Raw genomic sequence first — 20431 nt, forward strand, 5'->3', positions numbered from 1 at the left:
ATACAGGTTCTTCGGGAATCGTCGGGTGAACTACCCCGCCCTTCAGGGCGGGGCTTCCTGCTTCATGGACAATACTTGCATCACAGGGATGTGATGTAGAGGTCTCATCTCCACAGCACGGAAGATGCGGAGCATCTTCCTGTCAGGAAACTGCTCTGCAGTTTCCGTGGCTCAAAGGGCTGTTCCATCCCCACGCGGTGAATATTCACCGCAGCATTATAGTCCCGATCAGCAACAAACCCACAATATGAGCACTCGTGGACTCTCTCGGAGAGACTCTTCTTCACGATGCTTCCGCAGTTCGAGCACATCTGCGTCGTATCCCGGGGATCGACTTTGATGAGGTTCGTACCAGCACTTTCAGCCTTGTACGAGAGATACAATAAAAATCGTCCCCACGATGCATCGTGAATACTCCTCCGAAGCCCGCGGGATTTACCCTTCTCTTTGAGATACTTGATATTCAGGTCACGGAAACTCCAGGAGGGAGTTTCCTGTCAGGAAGACCCCGTGGGGGTCTTCCGTGCTTCAACGCAGATCGTTGCATAGATGTCAACGTACTGGCGGGAGAGTTTATGCAGGAAATCTCTCTTCTGGTTCGTGATATGATCATAGACTTTTTCCAGTCCGCTTTTTGCCTTCTTCCAGTTCTGCGAGAACCGTTTTTTCCGGGCAATGCTCTGCTGGATCTTCTTGATCTTCTTCAGCGAGTGCTCATAGAACCGGGGATTCTCGATCACTGCACCGTCACTATCGACTGCAAACGAGTTCAGACCGACATCGATCCCGACAGATCTCCCTTCTCGTTTCGGTTCAGAGATCTCCTGTTCCGCCTGAACGATCACATACCATTTATCATTGGAGCAAGTGATCAAAACACCCTTTACGTTTCCGGTATATAGTCGATACATCGTGAATGGAATCGCTCCAATCTTCGAAAACGTGATCGTGCTGTGTTCACGGTCGATCTTGAACCCCGACTGGTTATAGTTGAGCGTCCGATACCGGAATGCGCTCTTGAACCGGAGTCTGCCGATCTTTCGACCCCTTTTCTTCGTCTGCGAGAGAGCAGCGATGTTGCTCCAGAGGGTATAGTTCACCATCTGAAGCACACGGCACAACCCTTTGGGTTGTGCCGTGTCATCCCCGTACCTGTTGACCGGGGACTTCTCGCTCCGCCCCTTCACCCCCGCGAGTTAAAACAGGCCGGCATGACTGTTGAAGATCTGAATAAGTTACGTTGAGCAAGACCCGGATGCTTCTAGCCCCCCTCTGGTGCGCGAGGGCGAGGATCTCGTCCCGTTTCTGGACGAGAAGGGTATAGATGTCGGTTCCCGGATTCATGTCCTGTAGTAGATACGGTGCCGTCGGGCCTATACATGTTATCCCGGAGGCACGGCCTCCTACCGCACCGTTCCGACGGCAGAAGACCGGGAACGGTTATGTTTCCTGATCGCCTCCCTACCGGTAGATGCCGCTCCGGTGTCCCGCCTCGAAACCCTTTCGGGTTTCTCAAGCTCCGGTTCTCGAACCATCGCTTCCGGCACGAGGATCAGGGAGTGTTCGTCCTCGATCGTGAGAATGACTCGGTACCGGCCCACCCGGAGCCGGTAGGCGGGTGTTCCGGGGAACTCGGCCGGTTTACGGACGTGCTGGCAGGGGTTCTCCCGGAGCCCGGGCGGGGATATCCGGGGATAGCATCGAGGGACAGAAGAGCATTTACCCTCGGTTTGGATATACAGGAGTACGGGAGACCGGGACGAACCGCCTGTGTTCCGGTCGCACGTCACTGCAGGGGGATGAGATCACGAAGACCTTGAAGATCATCGTTGAGAAGCAGCCGGACGACACAACGACATCGAACCATACGAGGCTCAAGGCAGAGTACCCCTGGATATGTGAGCAGGCAGGACGTCAGTAGATCCCTTGCAACGTGGAATTGTAGAGTCGCTGACACCATAATCCGGGAGCCGCCACCCCGGGAGTCGAGCCCGGGGGAAAGCCTCTGCCGAGCCGGGGTAGTTCCGGCCGTGAAGTTTCGATCAGTAATCATTATTGCCCTGCATTCACAACTACTCCACCGTATGCTTTCGGTCAAGCGACCGGTCGTCCATGAATTCACGGCAAAGGCACGAGAGGCGTGTGGTGATGCAATAGAGGAGATCATACTCTTCGGTTCCGTGGCACGGGGGGACGATCGGCCGGACTCCGATATCGACATACTTGTGATTACATCCAGGGAGGATTTTCACCTTCGTGAATACCTCACAGGACTTGCTTTCGACCTGCTGATGCTGACGGGAGAGCGGCTCTCGGTCAAGGTCATCTCCCGGGCCGATCTTGCATCGCACCGGCAGTACCCCTTCATCAGGCATGTTCTTCATGACGGCGTGGCGGTTTAACGCGCGGGGTAGTTCACGTGAATGACCGGTCTGTCATAACGGCGCTTTTTGTCAAATCGCACCAGCGCCTCGATGCAGCACGTATCCTCTGCACTGAGGGGCATTACGAAGATTCAATCAATCGGGCCTACTATGCGATGTATCTTGCAGCCCTTGCTCTTCTGCGCCGAAAAGGCGTAGAGACAAAGACTCATACCGGGTTGATCTCGGCGATCGGCTCGGAATACGTCAAGACCGGTGAACTCGCTCGAGAGCACGGACGGGCATTGAACCTGATCGAAGAACTCCGGGAGGAGGTGGATTACACGATCTGCCGGAACATTATGCGGGAAGAGGTGGTCTCGGTCATCGCCAAGGCGACGGATTTTGTCGTTTGTGCAGAGCGGATCTGTGCGGAAGATCATACGGACGAGCCATCTTTCTGATCGCCTCCTACCGGTAGATGCTGCTCCGGTGTCCCGCCTCGAAACCCTTTCGGGTTTCTCAAGCTCCGGTTCTCGAACCATCGCCTCCAGCACGAGGATCAGGAGGTATTCGTCCTCGATCGTGAGAATGACCCGGTACTGGCCCACCCGAAGTCGATAGGTGGGTGTTCCGGGGAACCCGGCCGGTTTACGGACGTGCTGGCAGGGGTTCTCCCGGAGCCCGGGCGGGGATATCCGGGGATGGCATCGAGGGACAGAAGAGCATTTACCCTCTGTTTGCATATACAGGAGTACGGGAGACCGGGACGAACCGCCTGTGTTCCGGTTGCACGTCACTACAGGAGGGATGAGACCATGAAGACCTTGAAGATCCATCGTTGAGAAGCATCCGGACGGCTATGTTGCCTACCCCCTGGGTTTGAAAGGGGCTGTCATCGCAGAGGGGGACACCTACGATGAGGCGCTTGCCGAGGTAAAGTCCGCCATCCGGTTCCACATCGAAACCTTCGGGGACAGTGCATTTGAGAACAACGATAGTACGGAGACCTTCGTTGCCGAGGTCGCCATCTAGATGAAGTTCCCGCACGACGCCCCGCAGAGGAAGGTGCTCAAAACTCTGGAAGTTTGGATTTCAGGTCGTCAGGACGGGCAATCACATCGCACTCGTTCGCGACAACCCGGACGGCACAACGACGCCGCTCACGATGCTGAACCACGCGAGACTCAAGGGCTCGACCCTGCGAGCCATCCGCACGCTAGGCAGGAATTCCACGGGCAGAGTTCCTCCGGGTGTACGAACAGGCAGGACGTCAGTAGATCTCCCACAACGTGGAATTGTGGAGTCGCTGACACCACAATCCGGGAGCTGCCGCCCCGGGAGACGAGCCCGGCGGAAGGCCTCTGCCGAATCGATCTAGTTCCGGCCGTGAAGTCTCCCGATCCCCGATGGAAACAGGGTGGAAAACCTGATCATCCGCCAGAGATTTTTGTCGCTGTATCCCGGTCCGTACTCTGCTACCAATTCTCGCGACAATGTCGAGACTATCTTTCTCCCGTAGGCAGCACGCTGTTCCCCGAGGATATCCCTATGGATTCGGCCGCCGATATGCCAGTACAGCAGGACCAGTTCTACATTCACCGCAGTCAGAGCAGCGGCTCTTTGCCGTGCAGATCAGGTCGCGAACATCGATAAGAAGCGAGGAGATGTCCGGTTCCTGAGAGCCGGTGTCTTTTGGGTTGACCGGTCGTAGCGCCGTGTCTCCAACCCGCGCATCGTGCTGCTCATTCTTTCGTGTCACCCGTGCTCAACCTCCATAGCGCCTCTCGATTTCGACGCCATCGTGCTCGACCGCATTCCGGTCGATCCCAAAATAGTGATGGATAAGGACGTTCCTCATCCCGATGATATCCGACCACGGGATATCGGGGTTTGCAGCCCTGAACTCCGAAGATATTCCCCGTACGGCCTCACCGATGATCTGGAGATGGTAGATCACCCGGGACGCTGTGCCGGCTCATCATTGTAGAAGTACTCACGGTCCCGGGCTGCCACTCTCTAATCCGTTCGACAGCCTCGAGAATATCCAGTATCCGTTCGCGATCGTCTCTCATAGGGTCGCGCTTCTCGTAAGACCCTTGAACGGATACGTTCTCGGAGTCCTGCTTCGGTCACAACATCGACCGGGTGACCGAGCAGGCGGGAGAGATCCATGGCAAGACCGCCCATATCGAGAAGACTCCGGTCGGGGTCCAGATCGACCAGGGTATCAATATCACTGTCCGTCCGGGCTTCGTTTCGTGCAACCGACCCAAAAACCCGGACGTTTTTTGCTCCCCTCCGGTGTGCAAGAGAGAGAATTTCGTCCCGTTTCTGGATGAGTTGGGTAGAGAGATCGGTTCCCGGGTTCATATCCTGTAATATTTACATTGGTCCGGAACATATAGATGTTATCCAGTGGGGGCAGATCGCCCCGATCCGTACGCTTAACTGGTTCGACCGGGTCCCGCTCACGAGGGCCCGGTATGGCTCGGTACGAAGAGAACCGCGGCCACCTTCGGAAACTTGACGAGGCACCGGTCCATTACACAGAATTAAGAGCCGACCGGGACAGGCAAGATGTGGTATTGCATGCGGTCTCTGAGGTACTCGGGGCGTCAAAAATGGAATCTACTGTTGTAATCCGACGAGCTGAAGAGGGGGCTCTGGGCGGAAGTTCCGGCGCTTTCCGGACGCTATTCCCGGGGGAGACGGTCGAGGAGACGCTGGAGAACAGCAGAGAAACGATCAAAGGGCACGTGGAAGCGCTACGTCGGGAAGGTCGGGGTGTTCCGCCGGAAGAAGACCTGATCATCGACAGGGTCCGGGTCTCCGGAGCCGCGGTATGAGCGGGGCGCTCCGGCCTGGAGATGTGCCGGGGTCAATGATCCTTCAGTCTGGCGAGGATATCGGCAACCGTCTGCTTGAATTCGGGGAGTTCTTCTTCAACAATTGCCCACACGGCGTCTAAGTCCACACTCATATATTGATGAATCAGAACGTCACGGAGGCCGGCGATCCGGCGCCAGGGGATATCCGGATACTCCATCTTCAAGGAATCCGGGATCTGCTTTACGGCCTCGCCGACGATCTCAAAGTTCCGGATCACCGCGTCCTGTGCCATTGGGGAGCCCATGAACGCGTCCCGCCCTTTGTGGGTGTAACTCTCTATCCTGTCGATTGATTCAAGTATATGGATGAAATACAGCCGTTCGTCCTTCACAGCGGCACGGCCTCCCGGAAGATGCGGTCCCTGATATACCAGTGCAACCCGTTCTCAGTCACCACATCGACCTTGCGGCCGAGCAGATCCTCCAGGTCCTGAGCGAGAGCGATGTGATCGAGGAGGCTCCTCCCCGGCTCGAACTCGACGAGGAGGTCGAGATCGCTTGCCGGAGTCTCCTCCCCCCGTGCGACCGACCCGAAGATCCTGACTCGCCGGACCCCGTGTCTGGCTGCGACTGCGAGGATCTCTTCCCTTCTTTCAAGCAGCCCGGCACGTAGACTCACGCTCCCTTCCTCCTGTATCGATGGTGGGACGGGGAGAGATATAAGAGTTCACCCGGGACCTGAAACCTTACTCCCGCCACCGCGGCAGCGTCGAGAGGTACCGCCGCACCATCTCCGTTGCCTTATCGACCGGTATCTCGAGGTGTGAGGCCATCATCGGCGCATACTTCCCGACCGCCTCCTCCCGCGTCAGGTCGGGCTCGGTGAACCTCCCGTCCCGGTAGCAGTAGGTGCAGTAACTCGTGCTCCGCGACCCGTCCGCCTCCGTCCCGGCGTCCTCATCCCGGACAAGGGGCATCCCGCAGCTCCCGCAGGATGCAATCTCCCTTCCCGCCCACCTCCTCAGGCACGAGAGTTGTTCCTTCGAAAAGTTCACCGCCTTCTCCGGAGGAATTGAGTACAACTCCGACATGATCGCCCCGCATTTTTTCGCCATCCCGTCGATGGTGATGTCGGGCTCGGTGAACGCCCCGTCCCGGTAACAATACACGCAATACTCCGTCGAGGGCGTGCCGCCCGCTTCCGTTCCGAAATCGCCCTCCGCACCCATCGGCATCCCGCAACTCTGGCATGTCCGCATACATTCCATCTCCATGTGCATCCCTCGTTCGACAAATGCTTCACCAGTAACCTGACGTGCCGGAGAGATAACTGTTTGCAAAAGCGTTCCGAAAGACGATAAGAGAGCAGGACGTCGTCGGGCGGGAACCCGCCTCACTCATCGCAGGGCGGGAACCGGATCGTCATCCCGCTACCGCTGCCGGGCTCGAGCACCGCATCCTTCTGGAGCGCCCGGGCATAGCCGGCGAGATAGGGCACGGCCACCCGCTCGTCCGCGAAGGTCGTCCGGATAGCCGTCGCCGCACCGTCGCCGCTGATGGTGATCGTCACGCCCCCGTCGGTGGAATCTCTCGGCTCGCAGGGGACCCCCCAGGTCAGGAGGAGCCCCTCCATCAGGGTGGGGGGATCGAACCGCTCCTCGGTGTGGGCAAGGAGCGCCGTTCCATCCCTCTCACCGAGCCGCCCGGCGATGGCGGTGACCCGCGCTACAAGGTCCGGGGAGGCGTCGCGGAGGAGGCATTGTACGAGTGGCCCGGTAACGTCGTGGCGCCGCAGAGACCGGGCTACCTTGATCAGTTGCCAGTCCCGTGCAAACGAAGTACCGGTACGCATATTACCCTCTCAGGATTCCGTAAGCCATCACACAGAGACCGAGGAGGACCACGATGCGGGAGAAGACCGCCGACCAGGCGACGATAAAGGCATCGGGTGTGAAGATGCTCACCAGGTCCGCAAACGTGATCCCCATGATCAGCGTAAAAAGCCCGTAAATGAAGAGGAGCAGGGTAGGTTGCCGCACGATCCGGTAGGCGTTGAAGATGACGGCAATCAGAAGCGCCCCGAGGAGCAGCGTCACAATCGCGAGCATCTGCTGCATGGTCTCAATCTGCATAATTTGCATTCAGTTCCACCTATGTCTGTTCCTTGATCTTTCTCACCGAGATGATCGTCTGAATATCCTCCACGCCCCGGAGGCTGGAGAGAGGGACGAGAACGTTCCGCTTCAGCTCGGATATGTTCTGTACCCGGACCTTGACGAAGAAGTCCCCGGGCTCAAGCACCTCATAGAGTTCAAGGATGTACGGAAGGTCCTGCATGAACTCCTCGACTTCCTGTTTTCCGTCCGGGTGAACCCTGACATTCAGAAAAGCAACCAGCGTGTGCTCGAAACACTTCTGGTTGACGACAATCGTGAACCGCTCGAGGATACCGGCGTTCTTCAGTTTCTCAATGCGTTTGAAGACCGTCGACGGTGCAATACCCAGCATCGAGCCAAGTTCTGCCATAGACATCCGCCCGTCTCTCTGCAGCTCCCGGAGTATCGCATCGTCAATCTCATCCATTCTAAGAGTAATTACAAACAACCAGTTATTAATTTACCGTATTTTGTTCGTACAATCATATGGTTTTTTTTCATTTCTAATGGATAATGTCAGCAATATTGGGTTTTTATCGGGATTTAGACTGGTGATAAAAAAGAACAATCCTGGAAACGAATTGGAAAAAATAGGTAAAATATTGCCGGAATGATGAAATGTTATTTCAATCCCCCCGAAGAATTGTTCCTCCAGGATTGACAATCCTGATGGGTCCGGGACCTCCCGTAGCCTCCCGGATGGCCGTATCGATGAACTCCCGGGCCGCCTCGAATGCATGGCGCGCATCCATTCCACGGGCAAGGTGTGCCGTGAGCGCCGCCGAGAAGCAGCACCCGGACCCGTGCACCGAATGGGGGTAGCGCGGCCCGGAACCCCCCGTCACCCCGTCCCGGTCGACGAAGAGGTCGACCGTCGCGTCGCCGGCAAGGTGCCCGCCCTTCACCACCACGGCCCGGGCCCCGAGGTCCAGGACCCGCCGTCCGGCCTCTTCCATATCTTCGAGGGTCGTAACCCGCATCCTCGCCAGCACCTCCGCTTCCGGAAGGTTCGGGGTGACGACTGCCGCCCGGGGGATGAGCAGTTCCGCGAGGTCCGCTATCGCATCCTCCGCAAGCAGCCGGTGGCCCGACGTCGAGACCATCACCGGGTCGATGACGAGCGCGGCCCCCTCCGGCAGGGCCTCCGCGACCGTCCTGACCACCGGGGCGTCGGCAAGCATCCCGGTCTTCCAGGCCCCGACGGAGAAGCCGTCGGCGACCGCCTCGATTTGAGCCCGCACCGCGTCCGACGGGAGCGTCCAGGTCCCCCGCACCTCGCGGGTGTTCTGGGCTGTGACCGCGGTTACGACCGTCAGCCCGTAGACCCCGAGCGCCGTAAATGTCTTCAAGTCGGCCTGGATGCCCGCTCCGCCCCCCGAATCGGAACCGGCGATAGAACATGCGGCGATCATCTGCACACCCACTAACCCTTCAACGTTCGGCCCGGACCCGTTTGAATCTTTGCCTCTCCCTTTATGTGGTTTTGCACCGATCACTTCTACAATGGATGTAGAAGAGATCAGCCGACGGCACCTTGCCGCCGGCACCCCCGACGACGAGATCGTGCGCCTTCTCGCAGAGGACGTTCTTACCGTCAAGCATAACCGCATAACCCCCGCCTATGCCCGGGCATTTGCTCGGGCGGTCCTTGCCGAAGCGAAGAACTCGACCGGGCTCTCCGGCGACCTCTTTGTCTACGAGCCTTCCGGCTCGACGATGGGTGAGTTCGGCGTCGGGTCGCGGGGGTCCGGGGACTTCTTCGCCCACCGGCAGCTCGCCCGGATCATCGGCCGGACGAACGCCGCGGTCGGCGTCGACGAGATGGACGACGCCGGAGCCGTCCGTGCTGAAGGCGACTACATCATCGCCACCGTCGACGGGATGCACTCCCGCCTCTCCGACTTCCCCTTCCTCGCCGGGTTCCACGTCACCCGGGCGACGCTCCGGGACGTCTACGTGATGGGCGCAAAACCCGTCGCACTCCTCTCCGATATCCACGTCGCCGACGACGGCGACGTCGCAAAGATATTCGACTACACGGCGGGGGTCTCCGCCGTCGGGGAAGCCATGGGCGTCCCGCTCGTGACCGGCTCCACCCTCCGCATCGGCGGGGACATGGTCCTCGGCTCCCGGATGACGGGCTGCGTCGGCGCCGTCGGCGTCGCCCGGCACCTCACCGCGAGAAAACAGATCGCCCCGGGGGACGTTCTCCTCATGACCGAGGGCGCCGGCGGAGGGACGATCGCCACCGCTGCGATCTACTCCGGGTTCCCGGAGGTGGTCGATGCGACGATCAACCTCCACTTCCTCAAGGCCTGCGAGGCGCTCCTTGCGGATAGCGTCCTCCCCGCCATCCACGCCATGACCGACGTCACGAACGGCGGGCTCCGGGGCGACGCCTACGAGATGGCCGAGACTGCCGGCTGCCGGATCGTCGTCGTGGAGGACGAACTCCGCACGCTCGTCCAGCCGGAAGTCCTCGCGATGCTCGACGCCCTCGAGATCGACTACCTGGGCGTCTCCCTCGACGCCCTCCTGGTCGTCGCGCCGCCGGAGGTTGCGCCCGAGATCCAGCGGGTCGTGGAGTCCGCAGGGGTCGCCATGCGCGAGGTCGGCTACGTTGAAACGGGAAAGCCCGAGTCGGTCCTCTCGGTCGGCGGCGAGATCCGGGACTTTTCGCCCCGGTTCCGGGAGTCGGCCTACACCCCGGTCAAAAAGGTCGTGGACGAGAACAAAAGAGATTTCGAGGAGATGAAGGCCGGGGTCCGGCGGGCGGCGGACGCGGCGCTTGCAAAGAAACTCCGGATACTCTCCCGGCTCCGGTCTTCGTGATTTTTTCAGGGAGAACGCCCGGGGAGCGTTCCCGGCCGCGATATCGTCGCCAATCGCGCTCTTGAGGCGGAGGGGGGGAGAGCAGCCCCCGTTCCGCGCCCGTCACGGACTTATGGGGTTGACGACCCTTCCTATGAAGAGGACCGTCCCGGAGTCCTTCTCGACGATGAGGAAGACGAACGGGTGGTCCGCACGGAAGACGGGTGGGGTCTCCGACCGTATGCCGCCTCCCCCCGCCACAACGCCGGTCGCGGCCGCGGCCTCGGTGCCCTCCTCGTTCACGTCGACGAACGCCTTGTGGAAGATCCCGGTGATGAAGAGGTCTCTCGTGCCGTCCATCCCCGAGAGGTCGGCGGCATCCTCGTCAAACGCCGTGGACATCCCCATCGCCGCAAGCGTCGGGGGGAGGCCGTATTCCGTCTCCAGTGTGAACTTCGGGAAGAAGACCTCGACCTGCCGGGAGGTCAGGGACTCTCGCAGGTCCATAACCTTCTCTGCATCGAGACTCTCCTCCGCAGCCGTCAGGTTGTCTTCTCTGGGGAGGAGGACGAGCATCGCGAGTTCGGTCTCGTTCCCGTGCGCGTACGGCATCTCGAGCGCCTGGAAGGTATCGGTCTCTGCGTAGGGATAGATGGTTTTCCCGTGCATCATCGGGACGGTCACCGTCTCGTTCGGTCCGACCCGGAACTCCTCCTCCATTGTCTCGGCGGGGTCGAACCGTTCGACCCAGGTTCCTTTGAAGTAGATCGCGTTCGTGATCACGAGCCGGGTCAGCGGGTCGATTGAACCCGACGGCAGGAGGTCGCGGATCTTATCTTCGGTCTCATTCTCCACCCACCGGTTGATCGTCTCCCGCGACCCCTCGGAGTCGTTGATAAAGTCGAGGCTCGTTGCGTTTGCCCCATACCAGCGGGCGGCCGTCTCAATATACTCCGGGAGGAACGAATGGGTCTCCTCCGCCCAGAGGGCGTTTGCGGTGCGGAGAGTGTAGTTACCGCTCTCGCAGTTCAGCCCGGCGTCGATCGCGGCAAACCCCTCCCGCCGGAGGGTGTCGTTCGTTGGAAGGTGCAGCACCGCCCCGATCTCGTCGGCGGTCGTGCCGCGGGCGCCCTCGTAGGTGATTGCAAGGGCCGACGAGATGCTGTAGGGCGAGAAGAAGAGGTTGCCTCCCGCATGCGCCGGGTCGGCCGCGAGGCGGCGGTAGAGGTCGAACGCGAATAGGTTGTTGCCGGCGCCGTCCGGCGTATCGGGACGGGCGGTGCCTGTATCCCCCGCTACGGGTCCGCCGGAGACCGAAGTCGTGTTCAGAGGTGCGGTACCGGCAGCGCTCAGTCCTGCGAGAATGAGCGCCAGAACCAGAATGCCTATTCCGGAGAATATCAATAGTCTTTTCATCGTTCTCTCCCGTGGATCGCATCGGAGGAAAAGGCCGGAAACCTTCGAGACCGGGCAGCCCCGGGCATCCACATGGATTCTCTCTGCAGAAAGACGATAAAGCCGGCGAAACTGTTCGACCCCCGTCGAACAGGTCCGGAATGTATATGAACGCGATCTTCACTTCTCGCTGGGTCGGGGAACCCGCCACCACCAAGATCATTAGTCCCGAAGGGGGTGCGGCGTTGCCTGATTCTCAGGGGTAGCATCTCCACGAATTAAATTTCAGCCCAAAAAAGGAGAGGATGAAGTCACCGGGGAAATAAGGCCCTGTATCATCCCGCGATCTTCTTCATCGTCAATTCTTCGTAGAACTCGACCTGATCCTTCCAGGGAGCGTAGCCGACGTAGACCGTATCCCCGTCGTCCACGGTAAACTCCCAGACGGGAACGGCCGAGGACTGGGTCTGCTCGCAGAACTTCCAGACCAGCCGGGCAGGCAGGGTGCCATCATAGCCGTTTTCCGCGAGGATTGCTCGTGCCTCCTCCAGCGTCGGACGGATCACGTTTTGTGTCTTCTGTGTCCCTGGAGTCGGGGAAAATGCGCTACTGAAATCTGCGACATCTCCTTTGATGGAGACCTGTGCGACGACAGTGACGTAACCGTCCCGCTCAAAGGGAATCAGGTAGTAATCGTGCCGCTTCTCATCCAGCGAGTGCACGAAGACTGACTCTCCTGGGATCGCACCTTCAAGTTCTTCCTGGAAGATCTTGATTCTGTTCATCTCCTGCCGGGCAAACGCGGCGAGGTTGGTATCCTCGGTCAGGGGGATATCGTCTTCCTCATCGGCCATCAGGGTGACGTTTTTCGCCACGGCTTCGTAATATGCGGTCATCTGGTCATAGTAGGTCTCGCGATCGACGCCTGCGGTCGGCGTGGGCCGCACCAGGGTGTCGCTCCAGACCGCGGGGCGGGTAGTGTTGTCATCCCTAGGTACAGGTTGACTGGAGACCAAAGCCGCGTCCAGAGGTGCGGTACTGGCGGTGTCAGCTCCCCAGTAGCCCCGCAAGTGAGTCCAATATCCCTCCCAGTAGCTTTCATCTCCATCTATATCCACCGGGGTGAATACATCGCTCCAGTCATCTGTAGAATAGTAGCGGTTGACATGGTTGATATCGTCCTCCCAGGGATCGTGCACCCAGAAGCCATATACATCGTATATACTCCCGTAGTAATCCTCGTACGAGACACCCTTCACCAGAACCCAGTGATACCCATTATAGATCAACGCAGGCGTCGGATTGTCCAGGTCCACGATATCCATCGCCATGGCGATGTTTGCCGAGTCAAAATAACTCCACCTGCGATCCTCGGCGACGAAGTTGCTGAGGTAGTCGCTCACGCAGGCTGCGAGCCCGTCCGGGTCGGTATACCAGAGAGGCCAGCCCTCCCGGTTGTGAGACTGGATACTGCTCCATAGCGTATCCTGCGAGATGTAACCGTTGTGGAAGTCTATCCACATCTGTGCGACCGCCGGGCCGCAGTAGCAGGACGCCTCCTGCTCGTAGTAGGGCACGGAGAGCTGTTTGGTCACCTCCCCCGCCATGACGGGAGCGGCGACCGCCCCCATGACGAGCAGAACCGCCAGCAGGACGCCGGTCTTCGAGAGATAGAGTTTCATTGTTTTTAACCTCCATAGCCACTGGAGGCATAAGACCGCAACGGGTCTCTCTCGCGAGTACCGGCGAAACCGATGCCTCCGGGCACGCAGAGCGCACCCAACCCCGAACCGTCGACGGATGAACGCCGTGTCGGTCGCGGGCGCCGCGTGCGGCATCTACAGCAGTCCTTCAGCCTCCCGGAACGATAAAACCGGTGAAAATGTTCGACCCCCGTCGAACAGATCCAAAAAGTATATGGAGGCTAAACGCTTTTTCCGTCCGCAGGGAGAGATCCCGCCGCGCGCGTGTTTCGCCGCCGGATGCAGGCATACCCCACCAGAAACCCACCGACAAGCACCAGAGCGATCCCGGCAATGAGCAGTTCCACGGGAGGCCCCTCCGGGACCGGGAGGCCGCCGCCGCCCGGTCTCGGAAAGATCGGCACTTCGCGGACCGGCGCCGTCAGGAAGGCCGCGAGGGCGGCGACCCCTCCGGCGAGGCTCGCCAGTCCCGCCGTCAGGATGATCCGGACCCGGGCGCTGCCGTGCGGCTGCAGGAGAGCGCGCCCCGCCGGCGTGAGCGCGTAGTACACCCAGGCATGACCGTCCTCCCCGGCGGCGACAAACCCGGCGTCGGCCAGCCTCTGGAGGTGGTGATGGACCGTGGACTTCGCGAGGTCGAGGTCGTCCGCGAGCTCCGTGACCGTCATCCTGCGTGTGCGTAGCGCCTTTAAAATATCAAGCCGGGTCCCCGAGGCGAGAACCTCGAACGTATCCTTCGTCAGGACGATATCGACCGGCTCCATGGGAAGTAATTCGGGGGAGGCAGGATATAACCGTATCGCTGCTGCACCGTAACCCGATCGTAAAAAAAAAGTCGGCGCCGGCGCGACGGACGGCCCGCCGACATCTACTCTTCCGGCTTTTTCCCGCTCGCACAGACGTTATAGGCGAGGTAGGGGAGGTTCTCCTCGACGAAAGGCTCCACCTTCCGGGCGAGGTTAAAGAGCGGGTCCGCGAGGTTTAAGTGCGCAAACGAGCACCGGTCGACCGAAACGTCCTCGAACCCGGCCTCCCGGAAGAGCCCGGCAATCTCGGCGTTGGTGTAGTAGTGCTCGTCGAAATCCCCCACGCCCACCTTTTTTAAACCGACCTTCTCCCCCACATGGTAGGCGATGGGGACGATGCTCGTAAAGACCGTCCGCGAGAGGGTGCAGACGGCGATCCGGCCGCCGGGTGCGAGGACCCGGTAGGACTCCCGGAGCATCGCCGCTGGGTCCGGGACGTAACTGAAAGCGAGCAGGCTCGCGAGAGCATCGAAGGTGGCGTCCCGGAACGGCAGGACATCGGCGGTCCCGACACAGAACCCGCTCTCCGGACAGCGCTGCCGCCCGTGCCGGACCATCCCGTGGCTGATGTCGAGGCCCACCGCCCGGCCCCCCTCCTCCACGTAGCGCTGCACAAAAAGCCCGGTCCCGCACCCGAGGTCGAGGAGGAACCCTCTCCCGGGGAGCATGCTCATCACGTGATCGCAGATATGCCGGTGATAACTCCTGCCGCGGTGGCCGTCGTAGCGGTCGTCGTAGACGTCCGCGACCTCGTCATAATGTTGCTGTACTTTCCTCACTGAACACCTCCCGGGAAATCCGGGCAAGAAGTGCGTTGATCTGAACGAAATCGTTTGCGCTGTGACAGAGCCGGTAATCCGTATCGGCGAGCGCGATGGAGAGGGCGGGGTGGTTATACTCGCGCCCGATCACCCGCCGGAGTTCGCGGACGACCTCACGCGCCGAGAGGCCGTACTCGATCATCAGCGCTTCGGCGATCCGGCGGGCGGCGTCGAAGTTCCCCGCCCGGAGCGCGTCGAACGCGGACGTCGTCACGCTCTCCGTCTCCGAACGCGAGACCTCCGCAAGGTCGAGGTCCTTCCCCGACCCGACGGCGATCTGCAGGTAGAGGAGCGCCCGCCGCAGGTCGCCCCGTGCGGCCTGAACGATCAACTCGAGGTCGTCCGCCGGGTACTCGGCCCCTTCCGCGGCGAGGACCTCCTCGAGGCGGTCGCGGACGACCTCGTTTGCGAGTGGGGCGAAGAAGAGCGGCAGACAGCGCGATGCAATGGCGGGGATGATCGCCGACGGCCGCACGGTGACGAAGATGAACCGGCAGGTGGCGCTGTAGCGCTCCATCGTCCGGCGCAGGCCCTGCTGCGCCTCAAACGTCAGGTCCCCGGCGTCCTCAAAGACCATCAGTTTAAAGTCGGCATCGAGCGGGCGCATCGAGGCGTACCATTTCACGATCCGCTTGAAGTTGACGATCAGGCTCTGATCTTTGCGGTAGAGCAGGCTGAACCGCTCGTCCGTCTCAAGAGCGCTCCGCCCTCTGCCGAGGAGATCGGCGGCGCTGAAAATGGTCGTGTTCGCCTCCCAGTTCTCGCCGTAGAGCCGTTTTGCCAGACACTCGACGGCCGTCGACTTCCCCGTGCCGTGCGGGCCGGAGATGAGGAGATGAGGCAGGCTCCCGGAATCCGCAAACGAGACAAGATAGCGGACGACCTCCTCCTGCCCGACGATCCCCTCGCACCCCTTCGGGCGGTAGACCTCACTCCAGAGCATGGCTCAAGCTCTCTCTCATCTCATCTATTGCCGCCCGGAGAAGATAGGCATTGTCAAGCGAGGCGACCAGACGCTCGCCCTCCCCCGGTTCGAGAGAGGCGCACGCCGCGGTTATCGCGGGGAGGGCGCGCGTCACCTCGTCGACGATCGTCAGGGTCGCCGTCCTGGCGGTCCGGGAGAGCGGGTTTAAGTCGACGGTGATGACCGATTTACCCATCGCCCTGAGCGCCGCACAGCGGTCCCCGTCCTCCAGCGGCACGAGGACCACGTCGGCGTCCCCGATCCCCTCCCGGAGGCTGAGAGCGCGGTCGTGCGAGAGCGGGACGATCCGCTCCGGCGTCCCCGTGAGGACCCGGACGCCGTTCTCCTCAAGGAGACGGGTGATCAGCCGGACCCGCTCGTCGGTCCGGTGGAAAAGGTTCACCTCGACGTCGGCGCCGCTTGCCCGCTGGAGCGCTGCAATCTCCGCCGCCGCAAGCGCTGCGGTGTTGCCGTTCACCGATATCACCGCGTGCCGGGCTGAAAGAAGCATGGCGGCGGCCGTCCGTTCGGCGAGAGCCGCGCTCGCCGTCGTTCGTTCGCCGATCAGGTAGTCGAACGCCTCGCCGCGCCCGTGTGCCGCGAGCCCTTCCAGGGCGACGACGCCTTCACGGGCGCACCGGGCCATCCGCTCGCGAGCAACAAGCGAGCGATAGCGTGGATGGTCTTTCGGAATCATCATCTCATCTCGATTAAGTATGCGCCGCGGCGTGCGGCATGCAGGCGGTAGACCTCCCCGAACCCCGAGAGCACCCGCCCGGCGCCGTCTCCGCAGGCAAAAACACCGTTGCCGAGCATCGTCATGCTTGCCGGGACCCCGGACGCGTCGCAGGCGGCAAGCACCCGCCGCACCGCAGGTTCGATGAGTCCGCTCTTCTCGGCGAACTCCCGCGAGAGGCGGCAGAGGTCGGCGAGGTCACGCGGGCAGCGGTTCGGGTACGCGGCGGCTATCCGCGTCATCGCCTCCCCCGACGAGAGGACCGATGCGGTCGGGAGCGGGCCGAGGCTCACGGCGTAGAGGGGCTCTTCAGGGTAGAACCGGGCGATCTTCGCGTGGATGCCGGCACCCATCCTGCAGACGAGGCCCCCCGCCTGACTCGCGGCGACGTCCCCGAGACCGGTGCGGTGGAGGACCTCGGCCTCGTGGGCACAGGCCGCCACCTCCCCCGCGGAGAGGCCGAGGCCGAAGAGGTGATTCGCCGCCGTGAGCGTCGCGAGAAGCGCCGCCGCCGAGAGCCCGAACCCGGCTCCGATGGGAAGCCGGCACTCCGTCGTGACGCGGGCCGTGACCCCCAGCCGGTCGAGGGCGTACTCGACCGGCGGCGACCCGGTGCTCGCCCGGCCCTGCCGGCCCTGCCGGACCACCCGGACGCTCGTCTCGCGGGCCTCCTCGACCGCCGAACGCACCCCCTCGTCGATGACCATCCCGGCCCCGATGCTCCCGGTGACCTCCGGGCTGTTCCCCTCGACCCGCCTGAAGTAGCCGGAGATGTGCCCGGGAGAGAAGGCTACAGCAGTCCGGCCCATATCGCCGCCGCGACCTCCTCTTTGCTCCCGGAGACTTCCCGGGTCCCATCGACGGTCATGATCGAGAACGACCCTTCCTCCGCCCCCATCACCGGCGGGGCGTTCACGACGACAACGGCCGCGCCCGCATCGAGCATCGCCCGCGCCCGCTCCTCCTCGTGCCACCCGAGTTTGAACGCAACCGTCACGGGGCGATAGGTCGCCATCACCTCGTCGATGACCTTCGGGAGAGGGTCGAGCCGGACCGTCTGGGGCGTGCCGCTCGGGATCTTCCCTTCCCGGCGTTCCGGGGCAAAGTCCGATACCGCGGCTGCGCTGACGAAGATATCGACCCCCTCGTCCCGGGAGACCCGGAGGACCGCGTCCCGCATCTCAGCGGCGGTCGAGACAGCGATGTTTCGTACGCACGGGAACGACCCCGCGTGCACCACCGTCACGTCGGCGCCGAGCCGGAAGGCCTCAAGCGCGAGTTCCCGCCCCATCCGCCCGGTCGACCGGGTGGTCAGGACCCGCACGTCGTCGAGGGGCTCCGCACACGCCCCGCTCGTGATCAGGACGCGTTTACCCGCAAGCGGCCGGCCGGAGACCGCACGCTCGGCATGGAGGACGATCGTTTCGGTATCGGCGATCTTCGCCTTCCCCTCCTCGACCCGCGGGTCGACGACGTCGATGCCCCAGGAGCAGAGCCGACGGAGGTTCTCCATAACCCCCGGGTGGCGGTACATGCTCTCGTGCATCGCCGGGACCACTACCATCGGCATCCCCCGGCCGAGCGCCGTCGTGGCGAAGGTGGTCACGGGGGTGTCGTCGATCCCGCAGGCGATCTTTCCAATCGTATTCGCCGTAGCGGGCGCAATGAGAAGGAGGTCCGCCGCCCCGCCCTCCCCGCAGTAGAGGACGTGCTCCACGATGCCGGTGATCCGCGTGATTGCCGGCCGGCCGGTCGCGTAGGTCAGGGCGTCGGGGTGGACGATCCCGGCTGCCGCCTCCGTCATCACCGCCTGCACCGTTGCGCCTCTGCGGCGCAGGGCATGGGCGAGTTTCACCGTCTCGACGGCCGCGATGCTCCCCGTCACGGCAAGGACCACCGTTTTTCCCGAAAGTATCGTCACGCTATCGTCACATCCTGCACCATATGCCATGCATGCGGACCGTACTTCTTCACCCGGCGGGAGGCGACCGTCGCCGAGAACCCGGCCTTCGTCGCCTCTTCCCGGACCCGGGACGTCGCATCGCCGATGCTGTGGACGTGGAGCACGCTCCCCGGCCGGACATGGGCGAGGGCGTCGGCGAGCATCGACGGGGCGTCGAAGTGGCCCATCAGGACGCGGTCGTAGACCCCGGAGAGGAGGTCCCGGCAGTCCCCGATCTCTGCCGTAACCCGGTCCGCAACATGGTTTCCCATAATATTTCGCTGCAGGTATTCAAAGGCTGTCGGATTGATCTCCATCGCGTGGACTCTCGCGCCGCTCGCGGCCGCCGGGACGGTGAAGTAGCCGATCCCGGCGAACATATCGGCGACCCGCTCGCCGGGCCGGACGAGAGCGGCAATCCTCGCTTTCTCCGTGCGGTTTCCCTGCGCAAACATCACCCGCGTCGGGTCGAGGATGAAGGTGTATCCCTGCTCGCGGTGCCGCACCTCGCCGGCGGTGCCGTAGAGGACCTCGACGTCCGGGATGCGCATCGCGCCCAGATACCCCTTCACCCGGATGACCCCCCGGGGGCGGCAGTGCCGGACGATCGCGGCGAGTTCCCCCTCCGTCGGCGCATCGCCGTGAAGGACCGCGATGTCCCCAATGAGGTGGTAGCCGCGCCCCCGGTAAGGCGGTTCCCGTTCGGGGAGGTCCCCGTCGGCGGGATACCCCTCCCTGACCGGGACCCAGGCGGTGCCGTCCCGGACGTAGGGGCGGCGGGTGCGGTCCACCCACCCGGCATCACAAAGACCGGCGAGGTCGCCCGCCGGCACCTTCCGCGCACGCAACAGCAGTCACCCGACGATGACCAGACGGTCCTGCTCCTCGTCGCGGAGCACCCGGATGGGCTGTCCCTCCACCGGGAAGGTCCAGGGCACCGCATCGACCTCCCGCGTCCGGTAGGTCTTCGGGTCGAGAAGCCCCACGAGGTTCGGCTGCGTGAAGGCGACGAGCGCGGACTCGGCGTCACGGACGTTCCCGATCAGGCGCTCGACCTCCCCTTCGGTGAGGGTCCGGGTCGTGCCGTCCGCAAGGTCGAAGACCCGGAGATGCTGCCCGTCGATCTCGCGCACCTCGAAGTAGCCGCCCCGGGAGACCACCACGTCGCCTTTCTGGTAGAAGGGAAGGCGGATGGAGTAGGTGACCCGGTAGAGGGCTTTTCCCTCCCGCTCGCCGACCAGTTTCGGGTGGGTCGTAAACCGCCCGCCGAGCGCACTCGTGATCATCCGGGCGATCTCCTGGCCGAGGTGCTGCGTCCCGACGGTGATGTCGACGCCGTCTTTCGACTCCTCGAGTTCCGAGATGAACGAGAGGCGGTCCCCGGTCTGCTGGAGAGACTCCTCGGCCTGCTCTGCAATGCTCGTCGCGACCTCGCGCTCGTAGGCGTTGATCTTTCTATTGGTCGCCCGCACCTGGACGATCCCCTCGTAATAGCCCCCGGAGATCCGGCTGCATCGGTCGCAGGACTCCTTCTGCCAGAGGATCTCGACCCGGCAGGTCTCCCGGACCGGGACGGAGTAGAGGGTCGCCTCCACCTCGACGGTGCAGGTCGTCCTGTTCGGCCCGGTCTCCTCCGACCGGACGGTGACCCGGGGGTTCTTTGCGTCGAGGTGGATGCTCGTCGCCGCCACCGCCAGTTCGGCGATGAGGTCCTCGCGCGGCACCCGGAGGTCGGACCAGGTCTTGCCGCGCTTCTGCGACCCGCAGACCGGGCAGTACACGGCCGTTATGCGGGGTTCGCAGGAGAGCAGCCGGACATCCGCGGCCCGGCACCGCGGACAGAGTCCCCCTTCCTCGGTCGGCTGCCCGCACCGGGGGCAGATGCTCGTCTGGATGGTCATGG

General features: G+C 62.3%; 24 protein-coding genes and 2 pseudogenes. 5 read left to right on the forward strand and 21 right to left on the reverse strand.

What is annotated here, in order from left to right:
- Positions 1-104 precede the first annotated feature (104 nt).
- Positions 105-1103 (reverse strand): annotated as a pseudogene (locus tag BRA42_RS02935) (RNA-guided endonuclease InsQ/TnpB family protein).
- 981 nt (positions 1104-2084) lie between these two features.
- Here BRA42_RS02935 and BRA42_RS02940 point away from each other — a divergent pair.
- The 3 genes from BRA42_RS02940 to BRA42_RS02950 all read left to right on the forward strand — a co-directional run bounded on the left by BRA42_RS02940 (position 2085) and on the right by BRA42_RS02950 (position 3398).
- On the forward strand, positions 2085-2402 hold the full coding sequence (locus BRA42_RS02940; RefSeq protein ID WP_342770823.1) for a nucleotidyltransferase domain-containing protein: 318 nt from the start codon (positions 2085-2087) through the stop codon (positions 2400-2402).
- Positions 2403-2419: 17 nt separating this feature from the next.
- Positions 2420-2827, forward strand: a complete 408-nt coding sequence (locus BRA42_RS02945; protein ID WP_342770822.1) for a HEPN domain-containing protein — start codon at positions 2420-2422, stop codon at positions 2825-2827.
- A gap of 418 nt (positions 2828-3245) precedes the next feature.
- A complete protein-coding gene (locus BRA42_RS02950; RefSeq protein ID WP_292408539.1) occupies positions 3246-3398 on the forward strand; it encodes a type II toxin-antitoxin system HicB family antitoxin in 153 nt (50 codons plus the stop codon).
- A gap of 342 nt (positions 3399-3740) precedes the next feature.
- Here BRA42_RS02950 and BRA42_RS14480 read toward each other — a convergent pair.
- The 3 genes and pseudogenes from BRA42_RS14480 to BRA42_RS02960 form a co-directional block, all read right to left on the reverse strand.
- Positions 3741-3977, reverse strand: a pseudogene (locus tag BRA42_RS14480) (DUF1016 N-terminal domain-containing protein); the annotation flags it as partial.
- 154 nt (positions 3978-4131) lie between these two features.
- Complete coding sequence (locus BRA42_RS02955; protein WP_292408536.1) at positions 4132-4323, reverse strand: DUF86 domain-containing protein; 192 nt, start codon at positions 4321-4323, stop codon at positions 4132-4134.
- Positions 4324-4382: 59 nt separating this feature from the next.
- A complete protein-coding gene (locus BRA42_RS02960) occupies positions 4383-4736 on the reverse strand; it encodes a nucleotidyltransferase family protein (protein ID WP_292408533.1) in 354 nt (117 codons plus the stop codon).
- Positions 4737-4987: 251 nt separating this feature from the next.
- On the opposite strand from BRA42_RS02960, the gene BRA42_RS02965 reads away from it, so the two are divergent.
- Entirely contained in the window at positions 4988-5212 is a 225-nt protein-coding gene (locus BRA42_RS02965) for a type II toxin-antitoxin system HicB family antitoxin (RefSeq protein WP_292408530.1), read from the forward strand.
- Positions 5213-5244: 32 nt separating this feature from the next.
- On the opposite strand, the gene BRA42_RS02970 is transcribed toward BRA42_RS02965, so the two are convergent.
- From BRA42_RS02970 to thiD, 7 genes are all read right to left on the reverse strand, one after another.
- On the reverse strand, positions 5245-5586 hold the full coding sequence (locus BRA42_RS02970; protein WP_292408528.1) for a DUF86 domain-containing protein: 342 nt from the start codon (positions 5584-5586) through the stop codon (positions 5245-5247).
- A complete protein-coding gene (locus BRA42_RS02975) occupies positions 5583-5873 on the reverse strand; it encodes a nucleotidyltransferase family protein (RefSeq protein WP_342686111.1) in 291 nt (96 codons plus the stop codon). Before BRA42_RS02975 ends, BRA42_RS02970 begins: the two co-directional genes overlap by 4 nt.
- A gap of 67 nt (positions 5874-5940) precedes the next feature.
- Positions 5941-6453, reverse strand: a complete 513-nt coding sequence (locus BRA42_RS02980; protein WP_292408522.1) for a zinc ribbon domain-containing protein — start codon at positions 6451-6453, stop codon at positions 5941-5943.
- A 134-nt stretch (positions 6454-6587) separates the two neighbouring features.
- Positions 6588-7046 carry a hypothetical protein gene (locus BRA42_RS02985; RefSeq protein WP_292408520.1) on the reverse strand — a complete coding sequence of 153 codons (459 nt, stop codon included), beginning with the start codon at positions 7044-7046 and terminating at the stop codon, positions 6588-6590.
- Position 7047: 1 nt separating this feature from the next.
- A complete protein-coding gene (locus BRA42_RS02990; RefSeq protein WP_292408517.1) occupies positions 7048-7326 on the reverse strand; it encodes a hypothetical protein in 279 nt (92 codons plus the stop codon).
- A gap of 19 nt (positions 7327-7345) precedes the next feature.
- Positions 7346-7777 carry an Lrp/AsnC family transcriptional regulator gene (locus BRA42_RS02995; protein WP_292408513.1) on the reverse strand — a complete coding sequence of 144 codons (432 nt, stop codon included), beginning with the start codon at positions 7775-7777 and terminating at the stop codon, positions 7346-7348.
- Positions 7778-7976: 199 nt separating this feature from the next.
- A complete protein-coding gene (thiD, locus tag BRA42_RS03000; RefSeq protein WP_342686110.1) occupies positions 7977-8774 on the reverse strand; it encodes a bifunctional hydroxymethylpyrimidine kinase/phosphomethylpyrimidine kinase in 798 nt (265 codons plus the stop codon).
- A gap of 79 nt (positions 8775-8853) precedes the next feature.
- Here thiD and BRA42_RS03005 point away from each other — a divergent pair, with 79 nt between their 5' ends.
- On the forward strand, positions 8854-10182 hold the full coding sequence (locus BRA42_RS03005) for an AIR synthase-related protein (protein WP_342686109.1): 1329 nt from the start codon (positions 8854-8856) through the stop codon (positions 10180-10182).
- A gap of 102 nt (positions 10183-10284) precedes the next feature.
- On the opposite strand, the gene BRA42_RS03010 is transcribed toward BRA42_RS03005, so the two are convergent.
- The 10 genes from BRA42_RS03010 to BRA42_RS03055 form a co-directional block, all read right to left on the reverse strand.
- Positions 10285-11577 carry a serpin family protein gene (locus BRA42_RS03010; protein WP_342770819.1) on the reverse strand — a complete coding sequence of 431 codons (1293 nt, stop codon included), beginning with the start codon at positions 11575-11577 and terminating at the stop codon, positions 10285-10287.
- 314 nt (positions 11578-11891) lie between these two features.
- Positions 11892-13238: a hypothetical protein gene (locus BRA42_RS03015; protein WP_342686107.1), complete on the reverse strand. Its 1347-nt coding sequence runs from the start codon at positions 13236-13238 to the stop codon at positions 11892-11894.
- A gap of 242 nt (positions 13239-13480) precedes the next feature.
- Complete coding sequence (locus BRA42_RS03020; protein ID WP_292408496.1) at positions 13481-14023, reverse strand: winged helix-turn-helix domain-containing protein; 543 nt, start codon at positions 14021-14023, stop codon at positions 13481-13483.
- A 104-nt stretch (positions 14024-14127) separates the two neighbouring features.
- Entirely contained in the window at positions 14128-14844 is a 717-nt protein-coding gene (locus BRA42_RS03025; protein ID WP_292408493.1) for a class I SAM-dependent methyltransferase, read from the reverse strand.
- A complete protein-coding gene (locus tag BRA42_RS03030; RefSeq protein ID WP_342771074.1) occupies positions 14819-15829 on the reverse strand; it encodes an AAA family ATPase in 1011 nt (336 codons plus the stop codon). Before BRA42_RS03030 ends, BRA42_RS03025 begins: the two co-directional genes overlap by 26 nt.
- Positions 15816-16547, reverse strand: coding sequence for a 4-phosphopantoate--beta-alanine ligase (locus BRA42_RS03035; RefSeq protein ID WP_292408552.1), 732 nt, complete (start codon positions 16545-16547; stop codon positions 15816-15818). Before BRA42_RS03035 ends, BRA42_RS03030 begins: the two co-directional genes overlap by 14 nt.
- Positions 16547-17395 (reverse strand): pantoate kinase, encoded by an 849-nt coding sequence (locus BRA42_RS03040; protein ID WP_292408487.1) that lies wholly within the window; start codon positions 17393-17395, stop codon positions 16547-16549. Before BRA42_RS03040 ends, BRA42_RS03035 begins: the two co-directional genes overlap by 1 nt.
- Positions 17377-18507, reverse strand: a complete 1131-nt coding sequence (gene coaBC / locus BRA42_RS03045; protein ID WP_292408484.1) for a bifunctional phosphopantothenoylcysteine decarboxylase/phosphopantothenate--cysteine ligase CoaBC — start codon at positions 18505-18507, stop codon at positions 17377-17379. Before coaBC ends, BRA42_RS03040 begins: the two co-directional genes overlap by 19 nt.
- Entirely contained in the window at positions 18504-19376 is an 873-nt protein-coding gene (locus tag BRA42_RS03050; RefSeq protein WP_292408481.1) for a class I SAM-dependent methyltransferase, read from the reverse strand. Before BRA42_RS03050 ends, coaBC begins: the two co-directional genes overlap by 4 nt.
- Before the next feature lie 6 nt (positions 19377-19382).
- Positions 19383-20429 (reverse strand): 60S ribosomal export protein NMD3, encoded by a 1047-nt coding sequence (locus BRA42_RS03055; protein WP_292408479.1) that lies wholly within the window; start codon positions 20427-20429, stop codon positions 19383-19385.
- Between the last annotated feature and the right edge of the window lie 2 nt (positions 20430-20431).

It is taken from the genome of Methanoculleus sp. UBA374 (genome assembly GCA_002508705.1).
Lineage (GTDB): Archaea > Halobacteriota > Methanomicrobia > Methanomicrobiales > Methanoculleaceae > Methanoculleus > Methanoculleus palmolei.

Coding starts and splice junctions, on each gene's coding strand:
- BRA42_RS02985 (WP_292408520.1), bottom strand. CDS start 7,046: ATGCGTACCGGTACTTCGTTTGCACGGGACTGGCAACTGATCAAGGTA.
- BRA42_RS03005 (WP_342686109.1), top strand. CDS start 8,854: ATGGATGTAGAAGAGATCAGCCGACGGCACCTTGCCGCCGGCACCCCC.
- BRA42_RS02965 (WP_292408530.1), top strand. CDS start 4,988: ATGGAATCTACTGTTGTAATCCGACGAGCTGAAGAGGGGGCTCTGGGC.
- BRA42_RS02980 (WP_292408522.1), bottom strand. CDS start 6,453: ATGCGGACATGCCAGAGTTGCGGGATGCCGATGGGTGCGGAGGGCGAT.
- BRA42_RS03040 (WP_292408487.1), bottom strand. CDS start 17,395: ATGGGCCGGACTGCTGTAGCCTTCTCTCCCGGGCACATCTCCGGCTAC.
- BRA42_RS02940 (WP_342770823.1), top strand. CDS start 2,085: ATGCTTTCGGTCAAGCGACCGGTCGTCCATGAATTCACGGCAAAGGCA.
- BRA42_RS03020 (WP_292408496.1), bottom strand. CDS start 14,023: ATGGAGCCGGTCGATATCGTCCTGACGAAGGATACGTTCGAGGTTCTC.
- BRA42_RS02990 (WP_292408517.1), bottom strand. CDS start 7,326: ATGCAGATTGAGACCATGCAGCAGATGCTCGCGATTGTGACGCTGCTC.
- BRA42_RS03015 (WP_342686107.1), bottom strand. CDS start 13,238: ATGAAACTCTATCTCTCGAAGACCGGCGTCCTGCTGGCGGTTCTGCTC.
- BRA42_RS03030 (WP_342771074.1), bottom strand. CDS start 15,829: ATGCTCTGGAGTGAGGTCTACCGCCCGAAGGGGTGCGAGGGGATCGTC.
- BRA42_RS02995 (WP_292408513.1), bottom strand. CDS start 7,777: ATGGATGAGATTGACGATGCGATACTCCGGGAGCTGCAGAGAGACGGG.
- BRA42_RS03035 (WP_292408552.1), bottom strand. CDS start 16,547: ATGATTCCGAAAGACCATCCACGCTATCGCTCGCTTGTTGCTCGCGAG.
- BRA42_RS03055 (WP_292408479.1), bottom strand. CDS start 20,429: ATGACCATCCAGACGAGCATCTGCCCCCGGTGCGGGCAGCCGACCGAG.
- BRA42_RS02960 (WP_292408533.1), bottom strand. CDS start 4,736: ATGAACCCGGGAACCGATCTCTCTACCCAACTCATCCAGAAACGGGAC.
- BRA42_RS03010 (WP_342770819.1), bottom strand. CDS start 11,577: ATGAAAAGACTATTGATATTCTCCGGAATAGGCATTCTGGTTCTGGCG.